This is a genomic window from Pseudarthrobacter ribosi (assembly GCF_055412865.1).
In genome coordinates this window covers 121,078-143,930 of record NZ_JBVAYZ010000002.1, presented here as the reverse complement: position 1 = coordinate 143,930, position 22,853 = coordinate 121,078, and the positions used below count along the sequence as shown (strand labels likewise).

At 66.3% G+C, this 22,853-nt stretch carries 21 protein-coding genes and 1 tRNA gene; 14 read left to right on the top strand and 8 right to left on the bottom strand.

What is annotated here, in order from left to right; genetic code table 11:
- Entirely contained in the window at positions 1 to 564 is a 564-nt protein-coding gene (locus tag ACZYZ5_RS02495; protein WP_463898902.1) for a PadR family transcriptional regulator, read from the top strand.
- 76 nt (positions 565 to 640) lie between these two features.
- Complete coding sequence (locus tag ACZYZ5_RS02490; RefSeq protein ID WP_463898901.1) at positions 641 to 2,164, top strand: DHA2 family efflux MFS transporter permease subunit; 1,524 nt, start codon at positions 641 to 643, stop codon at positions 2,162 to 2,164.
- 17 nt (positions 2,165 to 2,181) lie between these two features.
- Here ACZYZ5_RS02490 and ACZYZ5_RS02485 read toward each other — a convergent pair whose 3' ends face one another.
- The 5 genes from ACZYZ5_RS02485 to ACZYZ5_RS02465 all read right to left on the bottom strand — a co-directional run bounded on the left by ACZYZ5_RS02485 (position 2,182) and on the right by ACZYZ5_RS02465 (position 6,460).
- Positions 2,182 to 2,892 carry a GNAT family N-acetyltransferase gene (locus ACZYZ5_RS02485; RefSeq protein ID WP_463898900.1) on the bottom strand — a complete coding sequence of 237 codons (711 nt, stop codon included), beginning with the start codon at positions 2,890 to 2,892 and terminating at the stop codon, positions 2,182 to 2,184.
- Positions 2,893 to 2,944: 52 nt separating this feature from the next.
- Complete coding sequence (locus ACZYZ5_RS02480; protein ID WP_463898898.1) at positions 2,945 to 3,970, bottom strand: 6-phosphofructokinase; 1,026 nt, start codon at positions 3,968 to 3,970, stop codon at positions 2,945 to 2,947.
- 155 nt (positions 3,971 to 4,125) lie between these two features.
- Positions 4,126 to 4,380: a PspC domain-containing protein gene (locus tag ACZYZ5_RS02475; protein ID WP_463898896.1), complete on the bottom strand. Its 255-nt coding sequence runs from the start codon at positions 4,378 to 4,380 to the stop codon at positions 4,126 to 4,128.
- A gap of 3 nt (positions 4,381 to 4,383) precedes the next feature.
- Positions 4,384 to 4,689: a hypothetical protein gene (locus ACZYZ5_RS02470; protein ID WP_463898895.1), complete on the bottom strand. Its 306-nt coding sequence runs from the start codon at positions 4,687 to 4,689 to the stop codon at positions 4,384 to 4,386.
- Between the two features lies 1 nt (position 4,690).
- Positions 4,691 to 6,460 (bottom strand): PspC domain-containing protein, encoded by a 1,770-nt coding sequence (locus ACZYZ5_RS02465; protein WP_463898893.1) that lies wholly within the window; start codon positions 6,458 to 6,460, stop codon positions 4,691 to 4,693.
- Between the two features lie 124 nt (positions 6,461 to 6,584).
- Here ACZYZ5_RS02465 and ACZYZ5_RS02460 point away from each other — a divergent pair, with 124 nt between their 5' ends.
- Both ACZYZ5_RS02460 and ACZYZ5_RS02455 read left to right on the top strand, forming a co-directional pair.
- Positions 6,585 to 7,886, top strand: coding sequence for an ATP-binding protein (locus ACZYZ5_RS02460; protein ID WP_463898892.1), 1,302 nt, complete (start codon positions 6,585 to 6,587; stop codon positions 7,884 to 7,886).
- A complete protein-coding gene (locus tag ACZYZ5_RS02455) occupies positions 7,883 to 8,557 on the top strand; it encodes a LuxR C-terminal-related transcriptional regulator (protein ID WP_463898891.1) in 675 nt (224 codons plus the stop codon). The genes ACZYZ5_RS02460 and ACZYZ5_RS02455 overlap by 4 nt, the downstream gene beginning before the upstream one ends.
- Positions 8,558 to 8,686: 129 nt before the next feature.
- On the opposite strand, the gene ACZYZ5_RS02450 is transcribed toward ACZYZ5_RS02455, so the two are convergent.
- Positions 8,687 to 9,904, bottom strand: coding sequence for a pyridoxal phosphate-dependent aminotransferase (locus tag ACZYZ5_RS02450; RefSeq protein ID WP_463898890.1), 1,218 nt, complete (start codon positions 9,902 to 9,904; stop codon positions 8,687 to 8,689).
- 310 nt (positions 9,905 to 10,214) lie between these two features.
- Between ACZYZ5_RS02450 and ACZYZ5_RS02445 the strand changes: the two genes are divergently transcribed.
- From ACZYZ5_RS02445 to rplL, 9 genes are all read left to right on the top strand, one after another.
- A tRNA-Trp gene (locus tag ACZYZ5_RS02445) sits at positions 10,215 to 10,287 on the top strand.
- Positions 10,288 to 10,365: 78 nt separating this feature from the next.
- Positions 10,366 to 10,650: a preprotein translocase subunit SecE gene (gene secE / locus ACZYZ5_RS02440; RefSeq protein ID WP_463898889.1), complete on the top strand. Its 285-nt coding sequence runs from the start codon at positions 10,366 to 10,368 to the stop codon at positions 10,648 to 10,650.
- A gap of 115 nt (positions 10,651 to 10,765) precedes the next feature.
- The gene (gene nusG, locus ACZYZ5_RS02435; protein ID WP_463898888.1) at positions 10,766 to 11,653 is read left to right on the top strand and encodes a transcription termination/antitermination protein NusG; all 888 of its coding nucleotides are present in this window, start codon (positions 10,766 to 10,768) and stop codon (positions 11,651 to 11,653) included.
- A gap of 130 nt (positions 11,654 to 11,783) precedes the next feature.
- A complete protein-coding gene (gene rplK, locus ACZYZ5_RS02430; protein WP_024365990.1) occupies positions 11,784 to 12,215 on the top strand; it encodes a 50S ribosomal protein L11 in 432 nt (143 codons plus the stop codon).
- A 139-nt stretch (positions 12,216 to 12,354) separates the two neighbouring features.
- Complete coding sequence (gene rplA / locus ACZYZ5_RS02425) at positions 12,355 to 13,062, top strand: 50S ribosomal protein L1 (RefSeq protein ID WP_354184560.1); 708 nt, start codon at positions 12,355 to 12,357, stop codon at positions 13,060 to 13,062.
- A 91-nt stretch (positions 13,063 to 13,153) separates the two neighbouring features.
- Positions 13,154 to 14,263, top strand: a complete 1,110-nt coding sequence (locus tag ACZYZ5_RS02420) for a GNAT family N-acetyltransferase (RefSeq protein WP_463898887.1) — start codon at positions 13,154 to 13,156, stop codon at positions 14,261 to 14,263.
- Positions 14,264 to 14,389: 126 nt separating this feature from the next.
- Complete coding sequence (locus ACZYZ5_RS02415) at positions 14,390 to 15,499, top strand: GNAT family N-acetyltransferase (protein WP_463898885.1); 1,110 nt, start codon at positions 14,390 to 14,392, stop codon at positions 15,497 to 15,499.
- A 310-nt stretch (positions 15,500 to 15,809) separates the two neighbouring features.
- Positions 15,810 to 16,406: a 50S ribosomal protein L10 gene (rplJ, locus tag ACZYZ5_RS02410; RefSeq protein WP_463898883.1), complete on the top strand. Its 597-nt coding sequence runs from the start codon at positions 15,810 to 15,812 to the stop codon at positions 16,404 to 16,406.
- A 73-nt stretch (positions 16,407 to 16,479) separates the two neighbouring features.
- Positions 16,480 to 16,854, top strand: a complete 375-nt coding sequence (rplL, locus tag ACZYZ5_RS02405) for a 50S ribosomal protein L7/L12 (RefSeq protein WP_301226786.1) — start codon at positions 16,480 to 16,482, stop codon at positions 16,852 to 16,854.
- 251 nt (positions 16,855 to 17,105) lie between these two features.
- Here rplL and ACZYZ5_RS02400 read toward each other — a convergent pair whose 3' ends face one another.
- Complete coding sequence (locus tag ACZYZ5_RS02400; protein WP_463899225.1) at positions 17,106 to 17,630, bottom strand: aminoacyl-tRNA deacylase; 525 nt, start codon at positions 17,628 to 17,630, stop codon at positions 17,106 to 17,108.
- Positions 17,631 to 17,650: 20 nt separating this feature from the next.
- Positions 17,651 to 18,850, bottom strand: a complete 1,200-nt coding sequence (locus ACZYZ5_RS02395) for an acetyl-CoA C-acetyltransferase (protein ID WP_463898882.1) — start codon at positions 18,848 to 18,850, stop codon at positions 17,651 to 17,653.
- A 411-nt stretch (positions 18,851 to 19,261) separates the two neighbouring features.
- Between ACZYZ5_RS02395 and rpoB the strand changes: the two genes are divergently transcribed.
- Positions 19,262 to 22,780, top strand: a complete 3,519-nt coding sequence (rpoB, locus tag ACZYZ5_RS02390) for a DNA-directed RNA polymerase subunit beta (protein WP_463898880.1) — start codon at positions 19,262 to 19,264, stop codon at positions 22,778 to 22,780.
- The last annotated feature ends 73 nt before the right edge of the window (positions 22,781 to 22,853 follow it).

Below are 22,853 nucleotides of genomic sequence, written 5' to 3'. Positions count from 1 at the left end.
ATGGCGCGCACCACGCCCCTGACGCCCCTGGGTGTCGCCGCACTCTCCCTGCTGGTCGAAGAGCCGATGCATCCCTACGAGATGTACCAGCTCCTGATGGCCCGGCATGAGGACCGGCTTGTGAAGGTCCGGCCGGGAACGCTATATCACGCGGTCGGACGGCTTGAAGAGCAGGGCCTGGTCTCCGCCACCGGCACGGACCGCGAGGGCAACCGTCCCGAGCGAACCACCTATGAGATCTCCGGGGCCGGCAGGGATGCCCTGACCCAACGGCTCCAGGACATGCTGGCCCGGTCCGTCAACGAGTACCCCTCGTTCCCGCTGGCCGTTTCGGAGGCGTACAACTTGCCGGCCGGCGTCGTGATTGAACTGCTCGACCGCCGCCTGAAGGACCTGCAGGAGCAGCTGGATTTCCTTGCCGCGGCGCAGGAACGGGTCCGGACAAAGGGCGTAGAGCGCAAGTACTGGATTGACATGGAGTACCAGCAGACGATGCTGCACGCCGAGATCGGCTGGATCCGGAACCTCCAGGACCAGCTCGGCAGCCGACAGCTGACCTGGTAGCCCATCCGGGGCTTCTGCCCCGACGAACACCTTTAGAACTATGACAAAACTTTCCCTTTAATCCGTAAGGAATCCCATGGAAAACGTCGCCAGGCCGTGGCCGGCTCTCTGGTCCCTCGTGATCGGGTTCTTCATGATCCTGGTCGACACGACCATCGTCTCGGTGGCCAACCCCCGAATCATGGAAGGCCTCAACACCGACATCAACTCGGTGATCTGGGTAACCAGCGCCTACCTGCTCGCCTACGCCGTGCCGCTGCTGATCACCGGCCGGCTCGGCGACCGGTTCGGCCCGAAGAAGCTCTACCTGACCGGGCTCGTCGTCTTCACCCTGGCTTCCCTGTGGTGCGGGCTCTCCGGCGACGTGCAGATGCTGATCCTGGCCCGCGTGTTCCAGGGCTTCGGCGCCGCGCTCATGACGCCCCAGACCATGGCGGTCATCACCCGGATCTTCCCGCCGGACCGGCGCGGGGCCGCGATGGGGATCTGGGGCGCCACCGCCGGCGTCGCCACCCTGGTGGGGCCGATCCTCGGCGGCGTCCTGGTGGACGGACTCGGCTGGGAATGGATCTTCTTCATCAACGTCCCGGTGGGCATCGTCGGCTTTGTTCTTGCGCTGCGCTTCGTGCCGGTTCTGAGCACGCACCCGCACAAGTTCGACATCCCCGGCGTGGTGCTGAGCGCCGTCGGGCTGTTCCTGCTGGTGTTCGGCATCCAGGAAGGCGAGACCTACAACTGGGGCACCATCGCCGGGCCCATCACGGTGTGGGGGCTGATCATCTCCGGCATCGCCGTGCTGGTGGTGTTTGTGGTGTGGCAGAAGGTGAACAAGGGCGAGCCGCTGCTGCCGCTGTCCCTCTTCAAGGACCGCAACTTCTCCCTCGCCAACATCGGCATCACCACGGTGGGCTTCACCGTGACCGCGTTCACGCTGCCGCTGATCTTCTACTTCCAGGTGGTCCGGGGCCTGACCCCGACGCAGTCCGCGCTGATGATGGTGCCGATGGCGCTGATCTCGGGCGGGCTGGCCCCTGTTGTGGGCAGGATCATCGACCGCGTCAACCCGAAATTCATCACTGCGGCCGGCCTGGTCCTGATGTCCGTGGCGCTGTTCTGGAACGCGTTCCTGATGCACCCGGACACGCCGATCTGGCTGTTCCTGCTGCCCAGTGCGGTGCTTGGCTTCGCCAACGCCGGCATCTGGGCGCCGCTGAGCACCACAGCGACCCGGAACCTGCCGCCCCGGCAGGCGGGAGCCGGCGCCGGGGTCTACAACACCACGCGCCAGATCGGAGCCGTCCTGGGCAGCGCCGCGATCGCCGTGCTGATCCAGGCGCGGCTCGCGGCGGAACTCCCGGCAGCTCCGGGCGGTGCCGGGGAGGCCGGCGCGATGTCGTTTGGCGGCGCCCTTCCCGAGGCTCTGCAGGAGGGGTTCTCGACGGCGATGAGCCAGTCCATGCTGCTGCCAGCCGCGGTCATCCTGCTCGGCGCGGCGGTGGCGCTGTTCTTCGCCAAGCCCCAGCCGGTGCAGGGCTGGGACATGGCCCCCGCTGCGGCGAAGGCAGCTGGCGACCGGAGCACCGGGGCGCCGGCCCGCTGACGCCGTCCCGGCCCGGCTCAGCCCAGCAGGACGCTGGTCTGGATGCCGCCGGCGGTGAAGCCCAGGCTGCGGGCAATGGCTAGCGAGCCCTTGTTGCTGACGTCGGAGCGCCACTGCAGCGTCAGCCCGGAGGCGAGTGCCTCGTGGGCCGCGATGGAGGCTGCCAGGGAGCCCAGTCCCTGGCGGCGCCATTCCGGTGCCACCAGCACCCCCATCTGGGCCAGGATGCCCTCCCACTCGGTGTAGGCACCGCATGCCACGGGGGTCCGGCGGCCGTCCTCCGCGTGCAGGATCGTAAAGCGGTGCTCCAGGCCCGAGAGGCCCACCTCGTTGACGTCATCGGGCGGGCAGGCGGCTTCCAATTCGATCGCTTCCGGATGCCCCTGCGATACGGTCAGCTCCTCCGCCGGCTGCCGAAGGGGCAGGTCGTCCGCGAAGAACAGCGCGGCGGCGCCGAGCCCGTGCCCGCCGTGGTCACGGGAGATGGTCAACAGGGTGACATGCTGCGCGAGCTCCTCGTCGGACAGCCCGACGGCGGCGTCCAGCGCCCATTGCGGGCCCACCAGGGCGGAGTTGCCGAACAGCCGGACGAACTGGACGGCGCGGGCCGTGTCATCGGCGCTCGTGATGCGGACTCCCGCGGCGGCCGCGAAGGCGCCGTCGTCGAGCCCCAGGCGGCGGGCCCACGCGAGCTGGATGATGTCGACCGAACCGGGCTCAAGTGTCATGACTCCACCCTACCCACGGGCGCGTCGGGCTCCGTGCGGAGGCTCAGGAGGCTCAGCCGAAGAGGACAGCGGCCTCGTCGTAGCGGTACTGCGGGACGGTCTTGAGGTTGCCGAGCGCGGCGTCGAAGCCCACGTGGACGATGTCGGTGCCGTTGAGGGACACCATGGTGCCCCAGCGTTGTTCCACGACGGAGTCAATGGCCGCCATGCCGAGGCGGGTCGCCAAGACACGGTCGAACGCGGTGGGGACCCCGCCGCGCTGGATGTGGCCCAGGACGGTCGCCCGGGTTTCTATGCCCGTCATGGCTTCCAGCTCCGGGGCCAGCCGTTCGGAGATCCCGCCCAGCCGCGGACGGCCGAAGGTGTCCAGCCCGCGTTCGGAGTGCGGTGATTCCTGGTCATCCGGGACGAATCCCTCCGCGACGACGACGAGCGGGGCGCGGCCGCGGTCGCGGGCCGAGGTGACCCATGCGGCGATCTGCTCCATCGAGGCTTTCTGCTCCGGGATCAGGATGGCGTGGGCGCCCGAGGCCATGCCGGCGTGCAGCGCGATCCAGCCCACGTGGCGGCCCATCACCTCGGCGATCATGCAGCGGTGGTGGGACTCTCCCGTGGTGCGCAGGCGGTCGATCGCCTCGGTGGCAATCTCGACGGCCGTGTCGAAGCCGAAGGTGTAGTCCGTCGCGTCGAGGTCGTTGTCGACGGTCTTGGGGACGCCGACGATCTTCAGGCCGGCGTCGGTGAGCCGCTTGGCGGCGGCCAGGGTCCCCTCGCCGCCGATGGCGATGATGGCGTCGATGCCGAGCCGGTCCATGTTGGCCTTGATGACCTCGGGCCCGCCGTTGTTCTCGAACGGGTTGGTGCGGGAGGTCCCTAAGATGGTCCCGCCCTGCTTGGCGATGCCGCGGACCATGGTGCGGGGAATGTCGATGATGTCGCCCTCGACAACGCCGCGCCAGCCGTCCAGGAATCCCACGAATTCGTGGCCATGGACGGCGATGCCCTTCAGGACGGCGCCACGGATGACGGCATTCAGTCCGGGGCAGTCTCCGCCGCTGGTGAGGATTCCAATTTTCATGTTTCGGCTCAAATCCTGGCTCGAAGGGTTACAGGCAGAGCGCCGCGCTGAGCTCACCTAGAGTCTAATGGCGCATGTGGGGCAGGACACAAACCATGACAACGGCAAGTGCCCCTGCCGGCGGCAGGGGCACTGGGGTCATCGCGGGGCGGGCGTCAGGGCCGGTTCGTGCGCTTCGCCAGCAACGACTCGAGGGCGATGGCGTTCCGCTGGTCCGGAAGGAGCAGCCACGCCACGAGATACAGCACGAAGGCTGGTCCGGGAAGCAGCGCAAACAGCAGGAATGCGATCCGGACGAACGCGACATCCACGTTCAGCTTGGCGGCGATCCCGCCGCAGACACCGCCCAACCAGCGCTGCGGACCACGTTTCAGGCCAAGGCCCCGGACGGTGCTAAAGAACTTTTCCATGGCTCAAGACTTCCCTGTCGGTGCTGCTTTGTCACGTTTGTCACGCCCGCGGGCCGAAAGCAGCCCGCCGATCACGAGTGCCGCCCCGGCGCCGATCATCAGGCCAATCAGCACGTAGGTGCCGTTGAGCGCCACGACCCCGAGCTGGGCAACGATGATGAGAACGGCGAGGGCCACCACGATCAGCCCCCAGACGATGGTGCCGACACGGGCCGGGGAATCCTCCGGCGGCTCCGGGGGAGCGGACCGCGGGGAAGCGGCGGGGCCGCTGCGTTCCGTGCTGCCGGTGGGTGCGTCATAGCTGCTCATGTCAGTTCCCTTCCCTGATGGTGACGTTGCTGAAAGTTCCGTCGATCTCCACGATCAGCGTTTCTCCCGGCTTGTCGGTGTTGTAGTAGCTCCGATGGTCGGTCATGCCCCCGTGGTTCTGGCTGCCCTCATTAAGGTTGCCCATGGTCATGTCGGCGCGGATCTCCACGGGTACGGTGTCCGGGATGACCACCGTGAGGTTGCTCGCCGTCGCGTCGATGGGGACCACGACGTCGGTCCGCAGCGGCGGGTTGATCGCCAGCCTCCTCAGGTCCACGGTCCCGGAGCCGGCCGTGATGTCGAAACCGGCCCGGGCCTGCTCAACGCTCACCGGTGACCAGTCGGCATTCTGCGGGCGGAAGCGGTCGGCGTTGGGAAGCACGTTGAAGATGCCGCCAACGATCAGGGCGACCACGGCGAAGAACCCGAGGATTCCCGAGGTGCGGCCCCGCAGGCCGGCGATGAGGATGCCGAGGCCCAGGACCACCGCGGCGCTGGCCCAGACGACAGCATTGCTGGAGGTGCCGAGGTCGATCACGTTCGCGACTTCGAGGGCCTTGAGGCCGCCGCCCACCAGCAGGGCGAGGCCGGCGGTGACCGCGACGGCGGGGGCCCCGGGACCGAAGTTCCGGTCCTTGGCCGGCGGGACGGACCCGCCGCCCGGCACCGGCTGGTAGCTGCCTCCGGTGGGAGGAGTGGGACCGGCGGGCGGAGGAGTGCCCCAGCCCGGGCCGGGCACCGTTGACTCGCCGTAGCGGGGCAGCGTGGCTGATGCGCCGTAGCCGGTCGTGGCGAAGGGAGCCGTCGGTGTTGACGGCGTCGGCCGTGTAGTCGGCGTTGCCCGTGCTGACGGAGTTGTCGGGCTGTACGGGTTTAAAGGTGTTGTCGGGTTCGGCGGATAGTCGGGGCTTGCCGCGCCGCCGAACTGTGGGCTCGAGGACATGGGAGAGACTCCGTTCCGGGACTTGTTGCGCTGGGTCAGGTAGTAGACGAGGTAGATGGCGCCGCCTACCCAGAAGACGGTCCAGATCAATGCGCCGAAGCCATAGCGGTCCCAGCCCCAGACGCCCGTGCCCAGGCTGGGGAAGCCGATGATGGTGGTGATCAGGGCACCGGTCATTCCGGACGACCAGCGGCCAGCAGCGGCCTCCTGGACGTGGATGCGGCCGTCGGGCTCGGGCAGGAGGGCCCAGGCGATGCCGTAGAGGAGGACGCCGACGCCGGCGAAGACTGCCAGGACGATCAGGATGCCGCGGACAATCAGCGGGTCGATGCCGAGGCGCTGGGCGATGCCGCTGGCGACGCCCCCGACCCAGCGCTCGCGGCCCCGGTATACGCCCTGGCTGCGGATCCAATCGAAGAAATTCTGCGGCTGGCTGCCGGCCGGCGGCGGCGTCGCGCCGTAGAAGGGCGGCGGGGGCGGTGGGGGCGGCGGCGTCCCCTCGCCGCCACCGACGCCTGAAAAGTCCAAGGGGAGAGTCGCGGAAGTGTCCAGTGGAAGGGTGGCGGAGGTGTCCGCCGCAGGCCGCTGGTCCGCGGCGGAACCGCGGGACGCGTCGGCGCCGGCGGCGCCCGGAACGTCCAGGGGGAGAGTGGCGGAGGTGTCCAGCGGAAGGGTGGCGGAAGTGTCCGTCTCCTGACCTGCCAGCCGGGCTGCGGATTCTCCGGCGGCTTGCCCTGTATTTTGCCCGGCATCTTTCCCTTCGGGCTGTCCGGCGTTGCCGCCCGAAGGGTCGGTGCCTTCATCGGGGTGCTCAGTGTGCGGATTCATACTTCGATCCTCCCGTCCGCCGCGAATCCGCTCTACTGGGGAACACCCTGAACTGTCCCTGAGTCACCCCCGGTTAGGGCTGAAAACGGGTCCCGGGAACCCTGATCCATGTTTGGATTGAGTCATGACAACCGCCGCTTCACGCCCGCCGCTGGTCCGCGGCAGCGACCGGGTGATTGCCGGGGTCTGTGCCGGCCTCGCCCGGCACCTGGGCTTGCCCGTACGCATGGTTCGCCTGGGTATGGCGGTGGCCGCGCTCGCCGGGGGCGCCGGTGTCGCCTTCTACGCCTGGCTCTGGATCATGGTTCCCACCGCGGACGAAAGCGCCAAACGCAATGCCCGCCAGCCGGCGTCGCCGATTGCCCCGGCGGTCGCACCGGCTACGATTCCCGCTGATTCCTGGTGGAGCAGTGTCACCGGCATGCGCTATGGCAAGGAGATCCTGCTCGGGGCGGGTCTGCTGCTGGCCGCCGGCATCCTGATCGCCCGCATGCTCGGTGTCGATGTTCCGCTCGGGACGCTCATCCCGGTTGCTGCCATCCTGGGCGGCGCGGCCATCGCCTGGATGCAGTTGGACGAGACCCGCCGCGCCGGCCTCGTGGACAAGACCAAGGCCGACCAGGCCGGCGGCTGGGCCCGTCTGGCGGCCGGGCTGGCCCTCGTCGTGAGCGGTGTCCTGGTCATGGTGTCCGGCTCCGGGTCCTGGGAACAGACCTGGCTTGCCCTGCTGTCCTCGGTGGCGGTGCTCGGCGGCGTTGTCCTGGTCCTCCTGCCCTGGGGGCTGAAATTCTGGCGCGACCTGGAGACGGAGCGGGCCGGGCGGGTCCGCGCGACCGAACGGGCCGAGATCGCCGCCCACCTGCACGACTCGGTGCTGCAGACGCTGGCCCTGATCCAGCGCCGCGCCGGCAACGAGACCGACGTCGTCCGCCTGGCCCGCGCCCAGGAGCGCGAGCTGCGGGGCTGGCTGTACCGGGATCCGGGCAAGGAAGCCGGTCAACTGTCCGAGGGCATCAAGACCGCGGCGGCGGAAGTGGAAGACTCCCTGGGCCACGCCGTGGAGGTCGTCACGGTGGGCGACTGCGCCATGACTGAACGCCACGAGGCACTGGTCCAGGCCGCCCGCGAGGCCATGCTGAACGCCGCCCGGCACGGCGGCGGCACCGTGTCGGTGTACCTGGAAGTCACCGACGGCGCGGCGGAGGTCTTCGTGAAGGACCGCGGTCCCGGCTTCGATCCGGATGCCGTCCCCGCCGACCGGCTGGGGGTCCGCGAGTCGATTGTCGGCCGGATGACCCGCCACGGCGGCACCGCCACCATCAACAGCACCCAGGACGGCACCGAGGTGCGGCTCAGGCTGCCCCTCTCAGCGGGAGCACCCGCCGGGGCTGCCGCCACGAACAGCAACGGAGAGGCAAGACTGTGAGCAGCACCGAAGCGGGGAGCCCGGCCCAGGGGATCCGGGTGGTGATCGTGGACGACCACGCCATCTTCCGGTCCGGCCTGAAGGCGGACCTGGACCCGGACATCGTCGTGGCCGGCGAGGCCGGAACGGTGGAGGATGCCGTCGCCGTGATCGCCGCCGTGCGTCCCGACGTCGTGCTCCTGGATGTCCACCTCCCGGGCGGGCTCGGCGGCGGCGGACGCGAAGTACTGGCCGGCTCCGCACCCCTGCTGGGCAGCACCCGGTTCCTGGCCCTCAGCGTCTCGGACGCGGCCGAGGACGTCGTCTCCGTGATCCGGGCAGGGGCCCGCGGCTACGTCACCAAGACCATCTCGGGGGCGGAAATTTCCGGCGCCGTCCGCCGCGTCGCCGGCGGGGACGCCGTCTTCTCGCCCCGGCTGGCGGGATTTGTGCTGGACGCCTTCGGGACCGCCCCGGCGGACATTGCCGACGACGAGCTGGACCGGCTCTCCGCCCGCGAACTCGAGGTGATGCGGCTGATCGCCCGCGGCTACAGCTACAAGGAAGTCGCCAAGGAGCTGTTCATCTCGATCAAAACCGTGGAAACCCACGTCTCAGCGGTGCTGCGCAAACTCCAGCTCTCCAGCCGGCACGAACTCACCCGCTGGGCCGCCGAACGCCGCCTCCTCTAGCCAAACGCTGCCGCAGCTCCTGCAGTGTTGGGTAGGACGCTCCCTCAGCTCCTGCGGCCAGACAGCAAACGCTCCCGCAGTGACTGCGGGAGCGTTTGAAGGAATCGTGCAGGAACTGCGGGAGGGCTGCTACTTCGCCTTGCCCAGGAAGTCCTGCAGGCGGGCGACGCCGGTGGCGAGGTCTTCGTCGCCCAGGGCGTAGGAGAGGCGCAGGTAGCCGGAGGGGCCAAAAGCCTCGCCCGGAACCACCGCCACCTCGACCTCATCCAGGATCAGTGTGGCCAGCTCCGCCGACGTCGACGGCCGGACGGGACCGTTCGCGGACGGGAACTCCTTGCCGAGCAGGGCGCGGACGTCCGCGTAGACGTAGAACGCTCCCTTCGGCGTCGGGCATTCCACGCCTTCGATGGCATTCAGCCCGGCCACGATGGCTTTGCGGCGGCGGTCGAAGGCGAGTTTCATCTCGTCGACGGCGGTCAGCGGACCGGACACCGCGGCGAGGGCGGCCATCTGCGGGATGTTCGAGACGTTGGAGGTGGCGTGCGACTGCAGGTTGGTCGCGGCCTTGATGACGTCGGCCGGACCGATCATCCAGCCCACGCGCCAGCCGGTCATGGCATAGGTTTTCGCAACGCCGTTGAGGATGACAACCTTGTCGCCCAGCTCCGGAACGGCCGTCGCAATCGAGGTGAAGGGCACTCCGTCGTAGGTCAGGTGTTCATAGATCTCATCCGTGACCACCCACAGGCCCTTGGCGGCGGCCCACTGGCCGATTTCCCTGACCTGCTCCGGGGAGTACACGGCGCCGGTGGGGTTGGAGGGGGAGACGAAGAGGAGGATCTTGGTGCGGTCCGTGAGGGCGGCCTCAAGCTGCTCCACCGTGACCAGGTACCCTTGCTCCGGTCCGGCGAAGACCTCGACCGGCACGCCTCCCGCGAGCCGGATGGCCTCCGGGTAGGTGGTCCAGAACGGCGTGGGGACAATGACCTCGTCGCCCGGATCGAGCAGCGTGGCGAAGGTGTTGTACACGGCCTGCTTGCCGCCGTTGGTGACCAGCACCTGGGCCGCCTCCGCCTTGTAGCCGGAATCCCGGAACGTCTTGGCCGCGATGGCCTGCTTCAGCTCCGGCAGGCCGCCCGCCGGAGAATAGCGGTGGTACTTGGGCTGGCTGGCGGCTTCGATGGCCGCCTGCACGATGTATTCGGGGGTCGGGAAGTCCGGCTCGCCGGCGCCGAAGCCGATGACCGGGCGGCCGGCCGCCTTCAGCGCCTTCGCCTTGGCATCAACAGCCAACGTGGCGGATTCGGCTATGGCGGAAATACGCTGTGAAATGCGGGCGGCAGGCATCGTAAGGTCCATTCTTCGCTAGCAGCTTCGGTGGCTGTTTGTGGGATTCGACGGAACCTACTCTATGCTGTTCACCGGATCGTCCGCGGTGCCGGCGCGGAAATATGACTGCATGTTGGACAGTTGGTTTCGCAGCCGGTTTATCGTCTCGTTTTCTCGCTGTTTTTCCGGTGGGACGGGAGGGTCCGGGAGGCCGGTTCGACGTAGGCGCAGTTGTTGCGTAGACTGGTTCTCCGGTGTTGAAAACACGATGATGGTCTGCGCCTCAGGGAAGTCTGGGGAAACGGACCGGAAATGATTTTCGCTCCATAGGGTAGTGGCGCAATTGGTAGCGCAGCGGTCTCCAAAACCGCAGGTTGCAGGTTCGAGTCCTGTCTGCCCTGCGCAAGCTGTTCCGGTTTCTCCGGGGCAAGCGCAGCAACCATGGTTCAGTTCAGAGCCGGGTATCCGACATTGCGAGGATGAGTGAGGACCAGGTGACCGAAACGGCTGCAAGCAGCTCCAGTGGCCGCCCCGCCAAGAATGCCCCCAGGGCAGGCTTCTTCGCTCGAATCGCGCTCTTCATCCGCCAGGTCATCGGCGAACTGAAGAAGGTCGTTGCACCGACCCGCAAGGAACTGATCAACTACACCCTCGTGGTGCTGGTGTTCGTGGTCATCATGATGCTCATCGTCACCCTGCTGGATCTGGCCTTCGGGACCGCAGTGGGCTGGGTCTTCGGCGGCACGGGCCCCGCGGACAGCTGAGGCGACCGGTCCGCAGACTGCGTGGATAACCACCGGGATTCCGGAGGATCCGCGGGGTGTGCGGAATTGAGTCATTTAAATAGGCATGTTAGGCAATGAGGAAGCAGGAGACCAAGTGTCTGAGCAGGAGCTCGAGGTAACTGAGACTGAGCTGGATAAGAGCCAGGACGCCGCGGTGGAAGCCGGGGAAGAGTCCGAGGCTGTGTCTGCTGCGCCCGAATCCGACGTCGCTGACGAGTCCGCTGTCACGGCAGAGGCCGCCGCTGGCGAGGACACCGATGTAGACGAGGCAGACGCCGAGGCAGACGCCGAGGCAGACACGGTCGCCGAGGCCGGCGACGAGGTAGCCGAAGGCGACGACGAGTCGGCTGACGCGCTGGCCGCCGCTGCAGCCGCCGCCGAGGTTGATCCGGCCGACGAGTTCAAGGCCAAGCTGCGCCGCCAGGAAGGTGACTGGTACGTCATCCACTCCTACGCCGGCTATGAGAACCGCGTCAAGGCCAACCTGGAAACCCGCATCCAGACCCTGGACATGGAAGATTACATCTTCGAAATCCAGGTTCCGATGGAGGAAGTCGTTGAGATCAAGAATGCTCAGCGCAAGGTCATCAACCGCGTCCGCATCCCCGGTTACGTCCTGGTCCGCATGGACCTGACGGATGCCTCCTGGGGCGCCGTCCGCCACACCCCCGGCGTCACCGGCTTCGTGGGCAACGCCCACAACCCGGTCCCGCTGCGCCTCGACGAGGTCTTCTCCATGCTCGCCCCGGTCTTCGAAGAAGAGCAGGCCGAGAAGGGCAAGCCGGTCAAGCACGCCGCCGCGCAGATCGACGTCGACTTCGAGGTCGGCGAGTCCGTCATCGTCAAGGAAGGTCCCTTCGAGACGCTTCCGGCCACGATCTCGGAAATCAAGGTGGACTCCCAGACCCTCGTGGTGCTGGTCTCCATCTTCGAACGCGAGACCCCGGTCACGCTGGCATTCAACCAGGTCAGCAAGATCTAGTCATCCCCACAGAATTCGCCCCGGACTGCCCGCTTTAGCAGCCTGGGACGGCCGGCCGCCTCGCCATGGCGGCCAACAACCTGAGGCACGCTCCTGTGTCCCAGGACGTAATTGAGAGAAGGACCCTACATTGGCTCCCAAGAAGAAGGTCACCGGCCTCATCAAGCTGCAGATCCAGGCAGGTGCCGCTAACCCGGCCCCGCCGATCGGTCCTGCGCTTGGCCAGCACGGTGTCAACATCATGGAATTCTGCAAGGCGTACAACGCTGCGACGGAAGCCCAGCGCGGCAACGTTATTCCGGTTGAAATCACGGTCTACGAGGACCGTTCATTCACGTTCATCACCAAGACCCCGCCGGCTGCAGAGCTCATCAAAAAGGCTGCAGGCGTCGCCAAGGGTTCGCCCACGCCGCACACCGTCAAGGTTGCCAAGCTGACCCAGGCCCAGGTCAATGAGATCGCCACCACCAAGATGGAAGACCTCAACGCCACCAGCCTGGAAGGCGCCGCGAAGATCATCGCCGGCACCGCCCGTTCCATGGGTATCACCGTCGAGGGCTAATAGCCTTCCCCGCCGGGCAACCGGCACCACCTAAACATTGAGATGTTGGAAGCCGGGACGGACAAACCGTTCGGAGTTCCAACTGTGGCAGGGCCCCGCGCGGTCCGCAGACCACAACTGCACAAGGAGAATAAGCAGCATGGCAAAGCGCAGCAAAGCATATGAGGCAGCCGCAGCCAAGATCGACGCGGAGAAGTTCTACGCGCCGTTCGAGGCAGTGACGCTGGCCAAGGACACCAACCCGTCCAAGTTCGACGCCACCGTTGAGGTTGCTTTCCGCCTGGGTGTCGACCCGCGTAAGGCAGACCAGATGGTCCGCGGCACCGTTATCCTGCCGCACGGCACCGGTAAGGTCTCCCGCGTCCTCGTTTTCGCAACGGGCGACAAGGCTGAGGCTGCAATCGCAGCCGGCGCCGACTTCGTTGGTTCCGATGACCTGATCGAAAAGATCGCAGCCGGCTGGACCGACTTCGACGCCGCCGTCGCCACCCCTGACCTCATGGGCAAGGTTGGCCGCCTCGGTAAGGTCCTGGGCCCGCGTAACCTGATGCCGAACCCGAAGACCGGCACCGTGACCGCTGACGTCGCCAAGGCCGTCAACGACATCAAGGGCGGCAAGATCGACTTCCGCGTCGACAAGCACTCGAACCTGCACTTCATCATCGGCAAGGTTTCCTTCGACGCCCTCAAGCTGGCCGAGAACTACGCAGCCGCTCTGGAAGAGGTCCTGCGTCTCAAGCCGTCCGCTTCCAAGGGCCGCTACATCCAGAAGGCCACCGTCGCCACCACCTTTGGCCCGGGCGTCTCGGTTGACCCCAACGTCACCAAGGTCCTGACCGAGGTCTAAGCTTCACCGGATTCACAGCAGCAACAGAAAGGCCGTCCCGCAACTGCGGGGCGGTCTTTCTGCGTTCCGCAGGGACGGCTACGCTGACCCGGTGACTGCAGCGCCGTACCGCATAGAACCCCTCGTGATTCCGGACGCCCTCGATTCCCCGGACGCCGGAGACTTCCTTGAGTTCAGCACCCTCAGCGACGCTCTGGTGCTGGAGGTCTGGGGGAACCTGGACCGTGCCACTCCGCCGGGGGCACTGCTCCGCTACTGGCGGGACGACGCCTACAAACGCATGCAGCTCTTCTTCGTCCGCGCGGGCGGCCGGATGGTCGCGCGGTCCTGGCTCCGTTACGAGCTGAAGGACAACCTGGGCAGTGCCCTCCTCCATGTGGACGTCCTGGACGACTTCACCGGACGCGGGATCGGACGTGCCCTGCTGGCCCATGCCGAGGCCCTGGCGGCCGCGGACGGCCGCACGGTCCTGATGACCTTCACCGAGCATCCCGCCGACTTCGACGCCGAGGGCCTGGATGTCCTCCGGCCCGCCACCGGGACCGGCACGCTGCCGGGGTCCGCGCGGGCTGTCCGGTTCGCGCAGCGGGCGGGCTACCAGCTGGAACAGGTGGAGCGGTTCAGCTCCCTCCCCATGCCGCCGGCTCCGGCACTGCTGGACGGACTGGAGCGGGAGGCGCTGGCCAGGGCGGAACCGTACGAGCTGGTCACCTGGACGGACCATTGCCCGGAGGAGTACGTGGAGCAGCTCGCCGTGCTGATGTCCCGGATGAGCACGGACGCGCCGACTGGCGGGCTCAGCTATGACCAGGAGACCTGGGACGCCGCCCGCGTCCGGCACGTTGAGGACACCTGGAAGCAGGCGGGAAACGTCTCGCTGGTCACCGCCGCACGGCACCGCGACAGGGACGAACTGGCGGCGTACTCCGTGCTCGAACTGGCGGCCGGCAAACCGTGGCTGGCGGACCAGGACGACACCCTGGTCGCCGCCGGCCACCGCGGGCACCGCCTGGGCATGCTCGTCAAAATCCGCAACCTCCGCCGCCTGCTCGCCGAGTACCCGGCGGTGGAACGCGTCACCACATTCAACGCCGCGGAGAACGACCATATGCTCCCCATCAGCGTGGCGCTCGGATTCCGCCCCGCCGGCTACGACGGCGAATGGCAGCGGACCGTCGACGCCTCCGGCCGCGGGTCGTAGCGGTTCCGGCGCACGTCGGACGATGGAACGCCGGCGCAAACCGGCATATGCTGACCGTGGAAGCCCTGTTTACTGCAGGAAATCCGGTACCCGTAGATGGCAGAACAGCTGGGGATGATGCCCGTTATGGCAAACGACGTACGGATTGAACAGCTGTGGATCCCCGATTCGCTGGACGGGCCGGACGCCGCCGACTTCATTGCCGCCGTCGAAGTGGGACGCAAGGTGCGCATGCAGACCTGGGGCAGCGACGATCTCGCCTACGCGCCGCAGGAGAAACTGCTGGAAATGGCGGACCCCTACGAGCGCCAGGTGATTCTCGTGGCCAGGATAGGCGGGGAAATCGTCGGTACCCTGGACATTGCGCTGCCTCTCTCCGAGAACCTTGACCTGGCCGAATTCGCCCTGGACGTCCTGCCGGAGTTCCAGGGCCGGGGAGTGGGCCGGCAGCTGCTCGAGGCCGCCGAGCACTTCGCCCGCGACGAGGGCCGCCACACGATCCTGATCGACACGAACCATCCGAGCTCCTCGCTGGGGGACAGCGAAGCTGGCCAGCTGGTGCCCGGCACCGGCGTCGGCTTCGTGCCGGTGAACAGCAGGGAGGTGGAGTTCGCCCGCCACAACGGCTACACCCTCCAGCACATCGAAAAGTTCAGTGCCTGTGCGCTGCCGCTGGACAGCGGGCTCGTGGAGGAGCTGCAAAGCGAGGCCGAGGAAGCCAACGGCGGCCGCTACCGACTGCACCACTGGACGGACCGGTGCCCGGAGCAGTGGCTTGAGGCGGTCGCTGCGCTGGAAAACAGCGCGGGCGAAGACGGCGTGCCCGGCGTCGACGATACGGACATGGTGTTCGACGGCGGCATCCTCCGTCAGGCGGAAGACGTCGCCATCGCGCAGGGCCGCCGGACGGTGGTTACCGCCATCGAACATATCGACAGCGGTGAACTCGTTGGCCTGACCACCATCAGCGTCCTCGCGCTGCGCCCCGACGTCGTGTTCCAGGACGACACGGTGGTGCTGCGGGACCACCGCGGCAACAAGCTGGGCCTGCTGATCAAGGTCGCGAACATGGAGCGGCTCTCCGAGCAGTTCCCGGATGCCCGGGTGCTCTACACCTGGAACGCGCCCGAAAACCGGTACCTGCTCAAGGTCAACCTGCAGCTGGGGTTCGCCACCGCCGGCGTGACGGGAATCTGGCAAAAGGAGCTCCCCAACTTCGGCCCCAGCAACAGCTGAACCGTGTCCGGGGCGCCCGATTTGGAGCACACGCCCCGGCTCGCGTAGGCTGGGGGGACCAAAGACCGTCGGTTGTTGGAAATCCACTCTCCCAAGCAAGACTCACTTCTGCAGTCGCGCCGGGAGAGCCAGTGGATCTCCAGACGAAGGACCCTGAACATAGGGCGGCCGGCGCAGGTGAACGAAGCAAAGCTCCGCAGTCATGGACTGCGTCGAGACAAGCCCCGTGCATCTGCGCGGGGCGTTTTTAGTTTTTAGCTCTTTTGAGCGGGGACCGGGAAACACCGGCACTATCCCCGGAAGGAGGGTTATGGCAACGCCTAGCAAGGTTTCAGCAGTAGCTGAGATCACTAACGATTTCAAGGAATCGAACGCCGCTGTCCTGACCGAATACCGCGGGCTCACCGTTGCACAGCTCAAGCAGCTGCGTGTCTCTCTCGGCCAGGACACCAAGTTCTCGGTCGTCAAGAACACCCTGACCGCTATTGCAGCCAAGGAAGCTGGTGTCGAAGCATTCGACGGCCAGCTCGCCGGCCCCACTGCAATCGCGTTCATCAAGGGTGACGCAGTTGCCGCTGCCAAGAGCCTGACGGATTTTGCCAAGACCAACAAGCAGCTGGTTATCAAGACCGGTTACTTCGAGGGCAAGGCACTGAACGCCAGCGAAGTTGCTGCCCTGGCAGCACTCGAGTCCCGCGAGCTGCAGCTCGCCAAGGTTGCAGGCATCCTCAAGGCTCCTGCTGCCGCCGCTGTCCGCATCATCGACGCGCTGCGCCTCAAGCTTGAAGAAGAGAACGGCACCCCGGCTGAAGCCGAGGCGCCCGCCGCTGACGAAGCTCCGGCCGACGCAGCAGCTGAAGCTCCCGCTGACGCTCCGGCCGACGCCGCAGCCCCCGAAGAGAACTAACTCTCTAAACCAGACTCCGGTGCGAAGGCACGGCTCCGGCCGCCGAGCACCACTATAGGAAGGACGCCACACCATGGCGAAGCTCACCAACGAAGAGCTCATTGAAGCTTTCAAGGAACTGACCATCATCGAGCTCTCTGAGTTCGTAAAGCTCTTCGAAGAGACCTTCGAAGTTACGGCTGCTGCTGTTGCAGTTGCTGGCCCCGCTGCCGGCGGGCCTGCCGAAGAAGAAGAGCAGACCGCATTCGACGTCATCCTGGAGCACCCGGGCGACAAGAAGATTGCAGTCATCAAGGAAGTTCGCGCGATCACTTCCCTGGGCCTCAAGGAAGCAAAGGACGTTGTTGACAGCGCTCCGAAGGCCATCCTCGAAGGTGTCACCAAGGAAGCTGCCGAGAAGGCTGTTGCACAGCTCGAAGAAGCCGGCGCTCGCGTTACCCTCAAGTAACTCGCCGCTTCAGGAACTGTCCGGGAACCACGCGTTCCCGTTCTGCTCCGGGAAACCCCGTCCACTCCGGTGGGCGGGGTTTCCTGCGTTAACGGCTTCTCGGATTAGCGGGCGCTCCAGGGGCCGGCTGTCCCTCCACTAGCCACGCGGGATCAGTGCCTCTCCCACGGTTCGGTACGGGCCCGGAACCGACCTCACGTTTTGTTAACCCAGGGGAGGAGTTAACTCGGCCGGGTTAGATCCTCCGGGAGTCAGTTGGGTTCGGAGATGTCCGCGACGACGGCGGCGAGGGCTGCGGTCAGGGCGTCGGCGTCGACGAAGGCGCTGAAGCCGTGCTCCCCGGCGCCCATGGAAATCCGGCGCCCGGTGATGGTCCGGTCCGCGTACACCGGCCAGGCCACGGTGCTTCCGAGCGGGGTGATCGTGCCGCGCTCGTAGCCCGTGGCGGCCAGGGCCACGTCCGCCGCCGGAAGGGACAGCTTGTTCACCCCGAGCAGCGCGCGGAGTTTCGGCCAGGAAATCTGCCGGTCGCCCGGAATCAGGGCGAACAGGAAACTGCCGTCCTTGTGCTTGACCACCAGGGACTTCACGATGTCCCCGGGCTGGATCCCCAGGATCCGGGCCGCGTCCTCCAGGCTGTTGGCGGCAAGGCGCTCCACGAGCTGGACGCTGAGGCCGCGGGCGGCGGCGTCCGCAAGGAACCGCTCCCGGCCGGCGCCGCCGCCCCCGGTGCCACCACCGGCGGCGCCGCCCCCGGCCGGGTCCTGCCCGGGCATCACAGGGTCCGGCATGGCGCTCAGTCGCGGTACAGCAGGAGCGCTTCGCCCTGGCCGCCGCCGCCGCAGAGGGACACCGCGGCCTTGCCGGCGCCGCGGCGTTTCAGCTCGTGCGCGGCGTGCAGGGCAAGCCGGGCACCGGAGGCGCCGATCGGGTGGCCCACGGCGATCGCGCCGCCGTGGATGTTGCACTTCTCCAGCGGGTAGTCGAGGTCCTTGAGTGACTGGACGGCGACGGAGCCGAACGCCTCGTTGATCTCGATGAAGTCCAGGTCCGCGGCGGACCAGCCGGCCTTCTGCAGCGCACTCTTGATCGCGTTGGAGGGCTGGGAGTGCAGCGAATTGTCCGGACCGGCCACCTGCCCGGGTTTCCCGACGACGGCGAGGTACTCCAGGCCGTTGTCCTCGGCGAACTTCCGCGAGGACAGCACAAGGGCGGAGGCGCCGTCGGACAGGGGAGAGGAGTTGCCGGCGGTGATGGTGCCGTCCGTGACGAACGCCGCCCGCAGCCCGGCCAGCGAACTGACGGTCGTGTCCGGCCGGATACCTTCATCCGCGGCCAGGATGACCGGATCCCCCTTGCGCTGCTTCACGCTGATCGGGGCGATTTCGCCGTCGAACACCCCGTCCTTGGCGGCGCGGGCAGCGCGCTGGTGGGACGCGGCCGCCACTTCGTCCTGGGAGGTCCGGTCGATGCCCAGCGTGAGGTTCTTGGTTTCCGTGGACAGGCCCATGGACTGCCCGTCGAAGGCGTCGGTCAGGCCGTCATGCGCCGCGACGTCGAGCGCCTGGATGGAACCGTAGGTCCAGCCCTGCCGGGAGCCGGGGAGGAGGTGCGGCGCGCGGGTCATCGACTCCTGGCCGCCGGCGACGACGACGGTGGCGTCGCCGCTGCGGATCATCCGCGCCGCATCGATCACCGCGGTCAGCCCGGACAGGCAGACCTTGTTAATCGTCACGGTGGGAACATTCCAGCCGATGCCGGCGCCGATGGCGCTCTGGCGGGCCGGGTTCTGGCCTGCCCCGGCCTGCAGCACCTGGCCCATGATCACCGATTCCACCTGCTCGGCCTTCACTCCGCTGGCGGCCAGGGCCGCGCGGATGGCGTGCGCGCCGAGCTCCACGGCCGTGAAGCTGGCGAGCTGCCCGTTGAGGCGGCCCTGGGGCGTGCGGGCGGCAGCGAGGATGACAACATCATTGTTGTCTGCAGAGTTGCTCATGGTTTTCTCTTCCGATCTTGAACGATGTACAGCAAGGTTATCGTGACCCCGGTCACCGAGCCATCCGCGTCCCTTCCCGCCGGCGAAGCGCCGCCGCGATCCGCGGGTCTTATACCCGATCCGGGAGCCGCGACCAGTGCTTGCAATCCCGGGCGAAGTGGGGTAGACAAGTAGGTTGCTTTGCCGTATCGTAGATATTTGCGTCTTCCCTGTTTACCTTCAGCCTTCATATAGCGGTGGGCTTAGCCTGGCAGCTGCGCCATCAATGTGCCGTCAACAACGGCACCAGAATGGTCAGCGCGGGTCCCGGGTCATATAGCGGAACCGGATTGGTAGCACTGCGGAGTCACTCCGCAGGGTGCATAACGGGGGAGATCTGAAAACGCCTGAAGGTCTGTGGAAGGATCCCTCTTGGTCGCCTCGAGCACCTCTAATGTAAACAACGCTGCAACCGCTATCAATGCCGACAGCACCGACGGTGCAACCCGCCGGCTCTCATTCGCAAAGATTCACGAACCTCTTGATGTTCCGAATCTGCTTGCCCTGCAAACGGACAGCTTTGACTGGCTGGTCGGAAACGAACGCTGGCAGGCACGCGTAGCCAAGGCCGTCGAAGAAGGCGACCTCAGCGTCGCCACCTCCTCGGGTCTGTCCGACATCTTCGAAGAGATCTCCCCGATCGAGGATTTCCAGGGCACCATGTCCCTGAGCTTCTCGGAGCCGGAGTTCGCTGATCCGAAATACACGATGGCTGAGTGCAAGGACCGGGACGCAACGTACTCGGCTCCGCTGTACGTCAAGGCCGAATTCATGAACAACAACACGGGCGAAATCAAGCAGCAGACCGTGTTCATGGGTGACTTCCCGCTGATGACCGAGAAGGGCACCTTCGTCGTCAACGGCACCGAGCGTGTCGTTGTCTCGCAGCTGGTCCGCTCCCCGGGCGCCTACTTTGAGCGCACCGCCGACAAGACCAGCGACAAGGACATCTTCACCGCGAAGATCATCCCGTCCCGCGGCGCCTGGTTCGAACTCGAAATCGACAAGCGCGACCAGGTCGGCGTTCGCCTCGACCGCAAGCGCAAGCAGTCCGTCACGGTGCTGCTGAAGGCCCTCGGCTGGACCGAAGGCCAGATCCTCGAAGAGTTCGGCCAGTACGACTCCATGCGCGCAACGCTGGAGAAGGACGCCACCGAAACCCGCGAAGATGCCTTGCTGGACATCTACCGGAAGCTGCGACCGGGCGAGCCGCCCACGGTCGAGGCTGCCCAGTCCCTGCTGGACAACCTGTACTTCAACTCCAAGCGCTACGATCTGGCCAAGGTTGGCCGTTACAAGATCAACCGCAAGCTCGGCATCGACCGCTCCCTTGGTGACAAGGAAGCGTCTGTCCTGCACGTTGAAGACATCGTCGCGATGATCAAGTTCCTCGTTGCCCTGCACGCCGGTGAGAAGACCCTCACGGGCAAGCGCGACGGCCAGGACCACGAGCTGCGCGTTGAGATCGATGACATCGACCACTTCGGCAACCGCCGCATCCGCGCCGTCGGCGAGCTCATCGAGAACCAGGTCCGCACCGGCCTGTCCCGTATGGAGCGCGTTGTCCGCGAGCGTATGACGACCCAGGACGTCGAGGCCATCACGCCGCAGACGCTGATCAACATCCGCCCCGTCGTGGCAGCGATCAAGGAGTTCTTCGGAACCTCCCAGCTGTCCCAGTTCATGGACCAGAACAACCCGCTGTCGGGTCTGACCCACAAGCGCCGCCTGTCGGCGCTTGGCCCGGGTGGTCTGTCCCGTGACCGTGCAGGCATGGAAGTCCGAGACGTTCACCCGTCGCACTACGGACGTATGTGCCCCATCGAAACCCCTGAAGGCCCGAACATTGGCCTGATCGGTTCGCTGGCTTCCTACGGCCGCATCAACCCGTTCGGTTTCATCGAGACCCCGTACCGCCTTGTGGCCGAGGGTGTTGTCTCCGATGAGGTCCAGTACCTCACGGCAGATGACGAAGCAGAGGTCCTGATCGCACAGGCCAACGCTCCGCTCGACGAGAACAAGAAGTTCGCCGAAGAGACCGTCCTGGTCCGCGCCCGTGGTGGTGGAGGCGAGCCCGTGCTGGTTCCCGCCGGCGACGTCGAGTTCATGGACGTTTCCCCGCGCCAGATGGTGTCCGTGGCTACCGCCCTGATCCCGTTCCTCGAGCACGACGATGCTAACCGCGCACTCATGGGTGCCAACATGCAGCGCCAGGCCGTGCCGCTGGTCCGTTCCGAGGCGCCGTTCGTCGGTACCGGCATGGAACGCGCCGCAGCAGTCGACGCCGGTGACGTCACCATCGCGAAAAAGGCCGGTGTGGTCACCGAGGTTTCCGCCGAGCTCGTCATCATGCTCAACGATGACGGCACGGAAACCAACTACCGCATCAACAAGTTCGCCCGCTCCAACCAGGGCAACTGCTACAACAACCGCGTTCTGGTGAGCGAAGGCCAGCGCCTGGAGGTCGGCGGCATCATCGCTGACGGCCCGGCAACGGACCAGGGCGAACTGGCCCTCGGAAAGAACCTGCTCGTGGCATTCATGTCATGGGAAGGCCACAACTTCGAGGATGCCATCATCCTGTCCCAGCGGATCGTGGCCGAGGACGTTCTTTCCTCCATCCACATCGAGGAGCACGAGATCGATGCCCGCGACACCAAGCTTGGTGCCGAGGAAATCACCCGTGACATCCCGAACGTGTCCGAGGAAGTCCTGGCAGGCCTGGACGAGCGTGGCATCATCCACATCGGTGCCGAGGTTGAAGCCGGCGACATCCTGGTCGGAAAGGTCACGCCCAAGGGCGAGACCGAGCTGACCCCGGAAGAGCGCCTGCTGCGCGCCATCTTCGGTGAGAAGTCCCGCGAAGTGCGCGACACCTCCCTGAAGGTTCCGCACGGCGAGTCCGGCACCGTCATCGGCGTCCGCGTCTTCGACCGCGACAACGACGACGAGCTGCCCCCGGGCGTCAACCAGCTGGTCCGCGTCTACGTCGCTGCCAAGCGCAAGATCACCGACGGCGACAAGCTCGCCGGCCGTCACGGCAACAAGGGTGTTATCTCCAAGATCCTCCCGATCGAGGACATGCCCTTCATGGCCGACGGTACCCCCGTTGATATCGTCCTGAACCCGCTGGGTGTTCCGGGCCGTATGAACGTTGGCCAGGTGCTGGAAACGCACCTCGGCTGGGTTGCCAAGACCGGTTGGAAGATCGAGGGCGAGCCCGAGTGGGTCAAGCAGCTGCCGAACCTGCCGCGCGAGAGTGGCTCGACCACTGTTGCAACGCCGGTCTTCGACGGTGCGCGTGAAGAGGAAATCACCGGTCTCCTCGACTCCACCAACGTCACCCGCGACGGTGTCCGCCTGATCAACTCCTCAGGTAAGACCCGTCTGTTCGACGGCCGCTCCGGCGAGCCGTTCCCGGATCCGATCTCGGTCGGCTACATGTACATCCTGAAGCTCCACCACCTGGTGGACGACAAGATCCACGCGCGCTCCACCGGCCCGTACTCCATGATCACGCAGCAGCCGCTGGGTGGTAAGGCACAGTTCGGTGGCCAGCGCTTCGGTGAAATGGAAGTGTGGGCGCTCGAAGCTTACGGCGCCGCCTACACGCTCCAGGAGCTCCTCACGATCAAGTCGGATGACATCCATGGTCGTGTGAAGGTCTACGAAGCCATCGTCAAGGGCGAGAACATCCCCGAGCCGGGGGTTCCTGAGTCCTTCAAGGTCTTGATCAAGGAAATGCAGTCGCTGTGCCTGAACGTGGAAGTTCTTTCCACGGACGGAACCACAATTGAAATGCGTGACTCTGATGACGCAGTCTTCACGGCTGCGGAAGAACTGGGCATCGATCTGTCTCGTGCAGAGCCCAGTTCCGTAGAAGAGGTTTAGCAGAGGGCGTCCCGGGAAAAGCATGCGGCCCCGCCGCGCTGACTTTTCCCGGGCCTCCCCTCCCTCTTCCCGT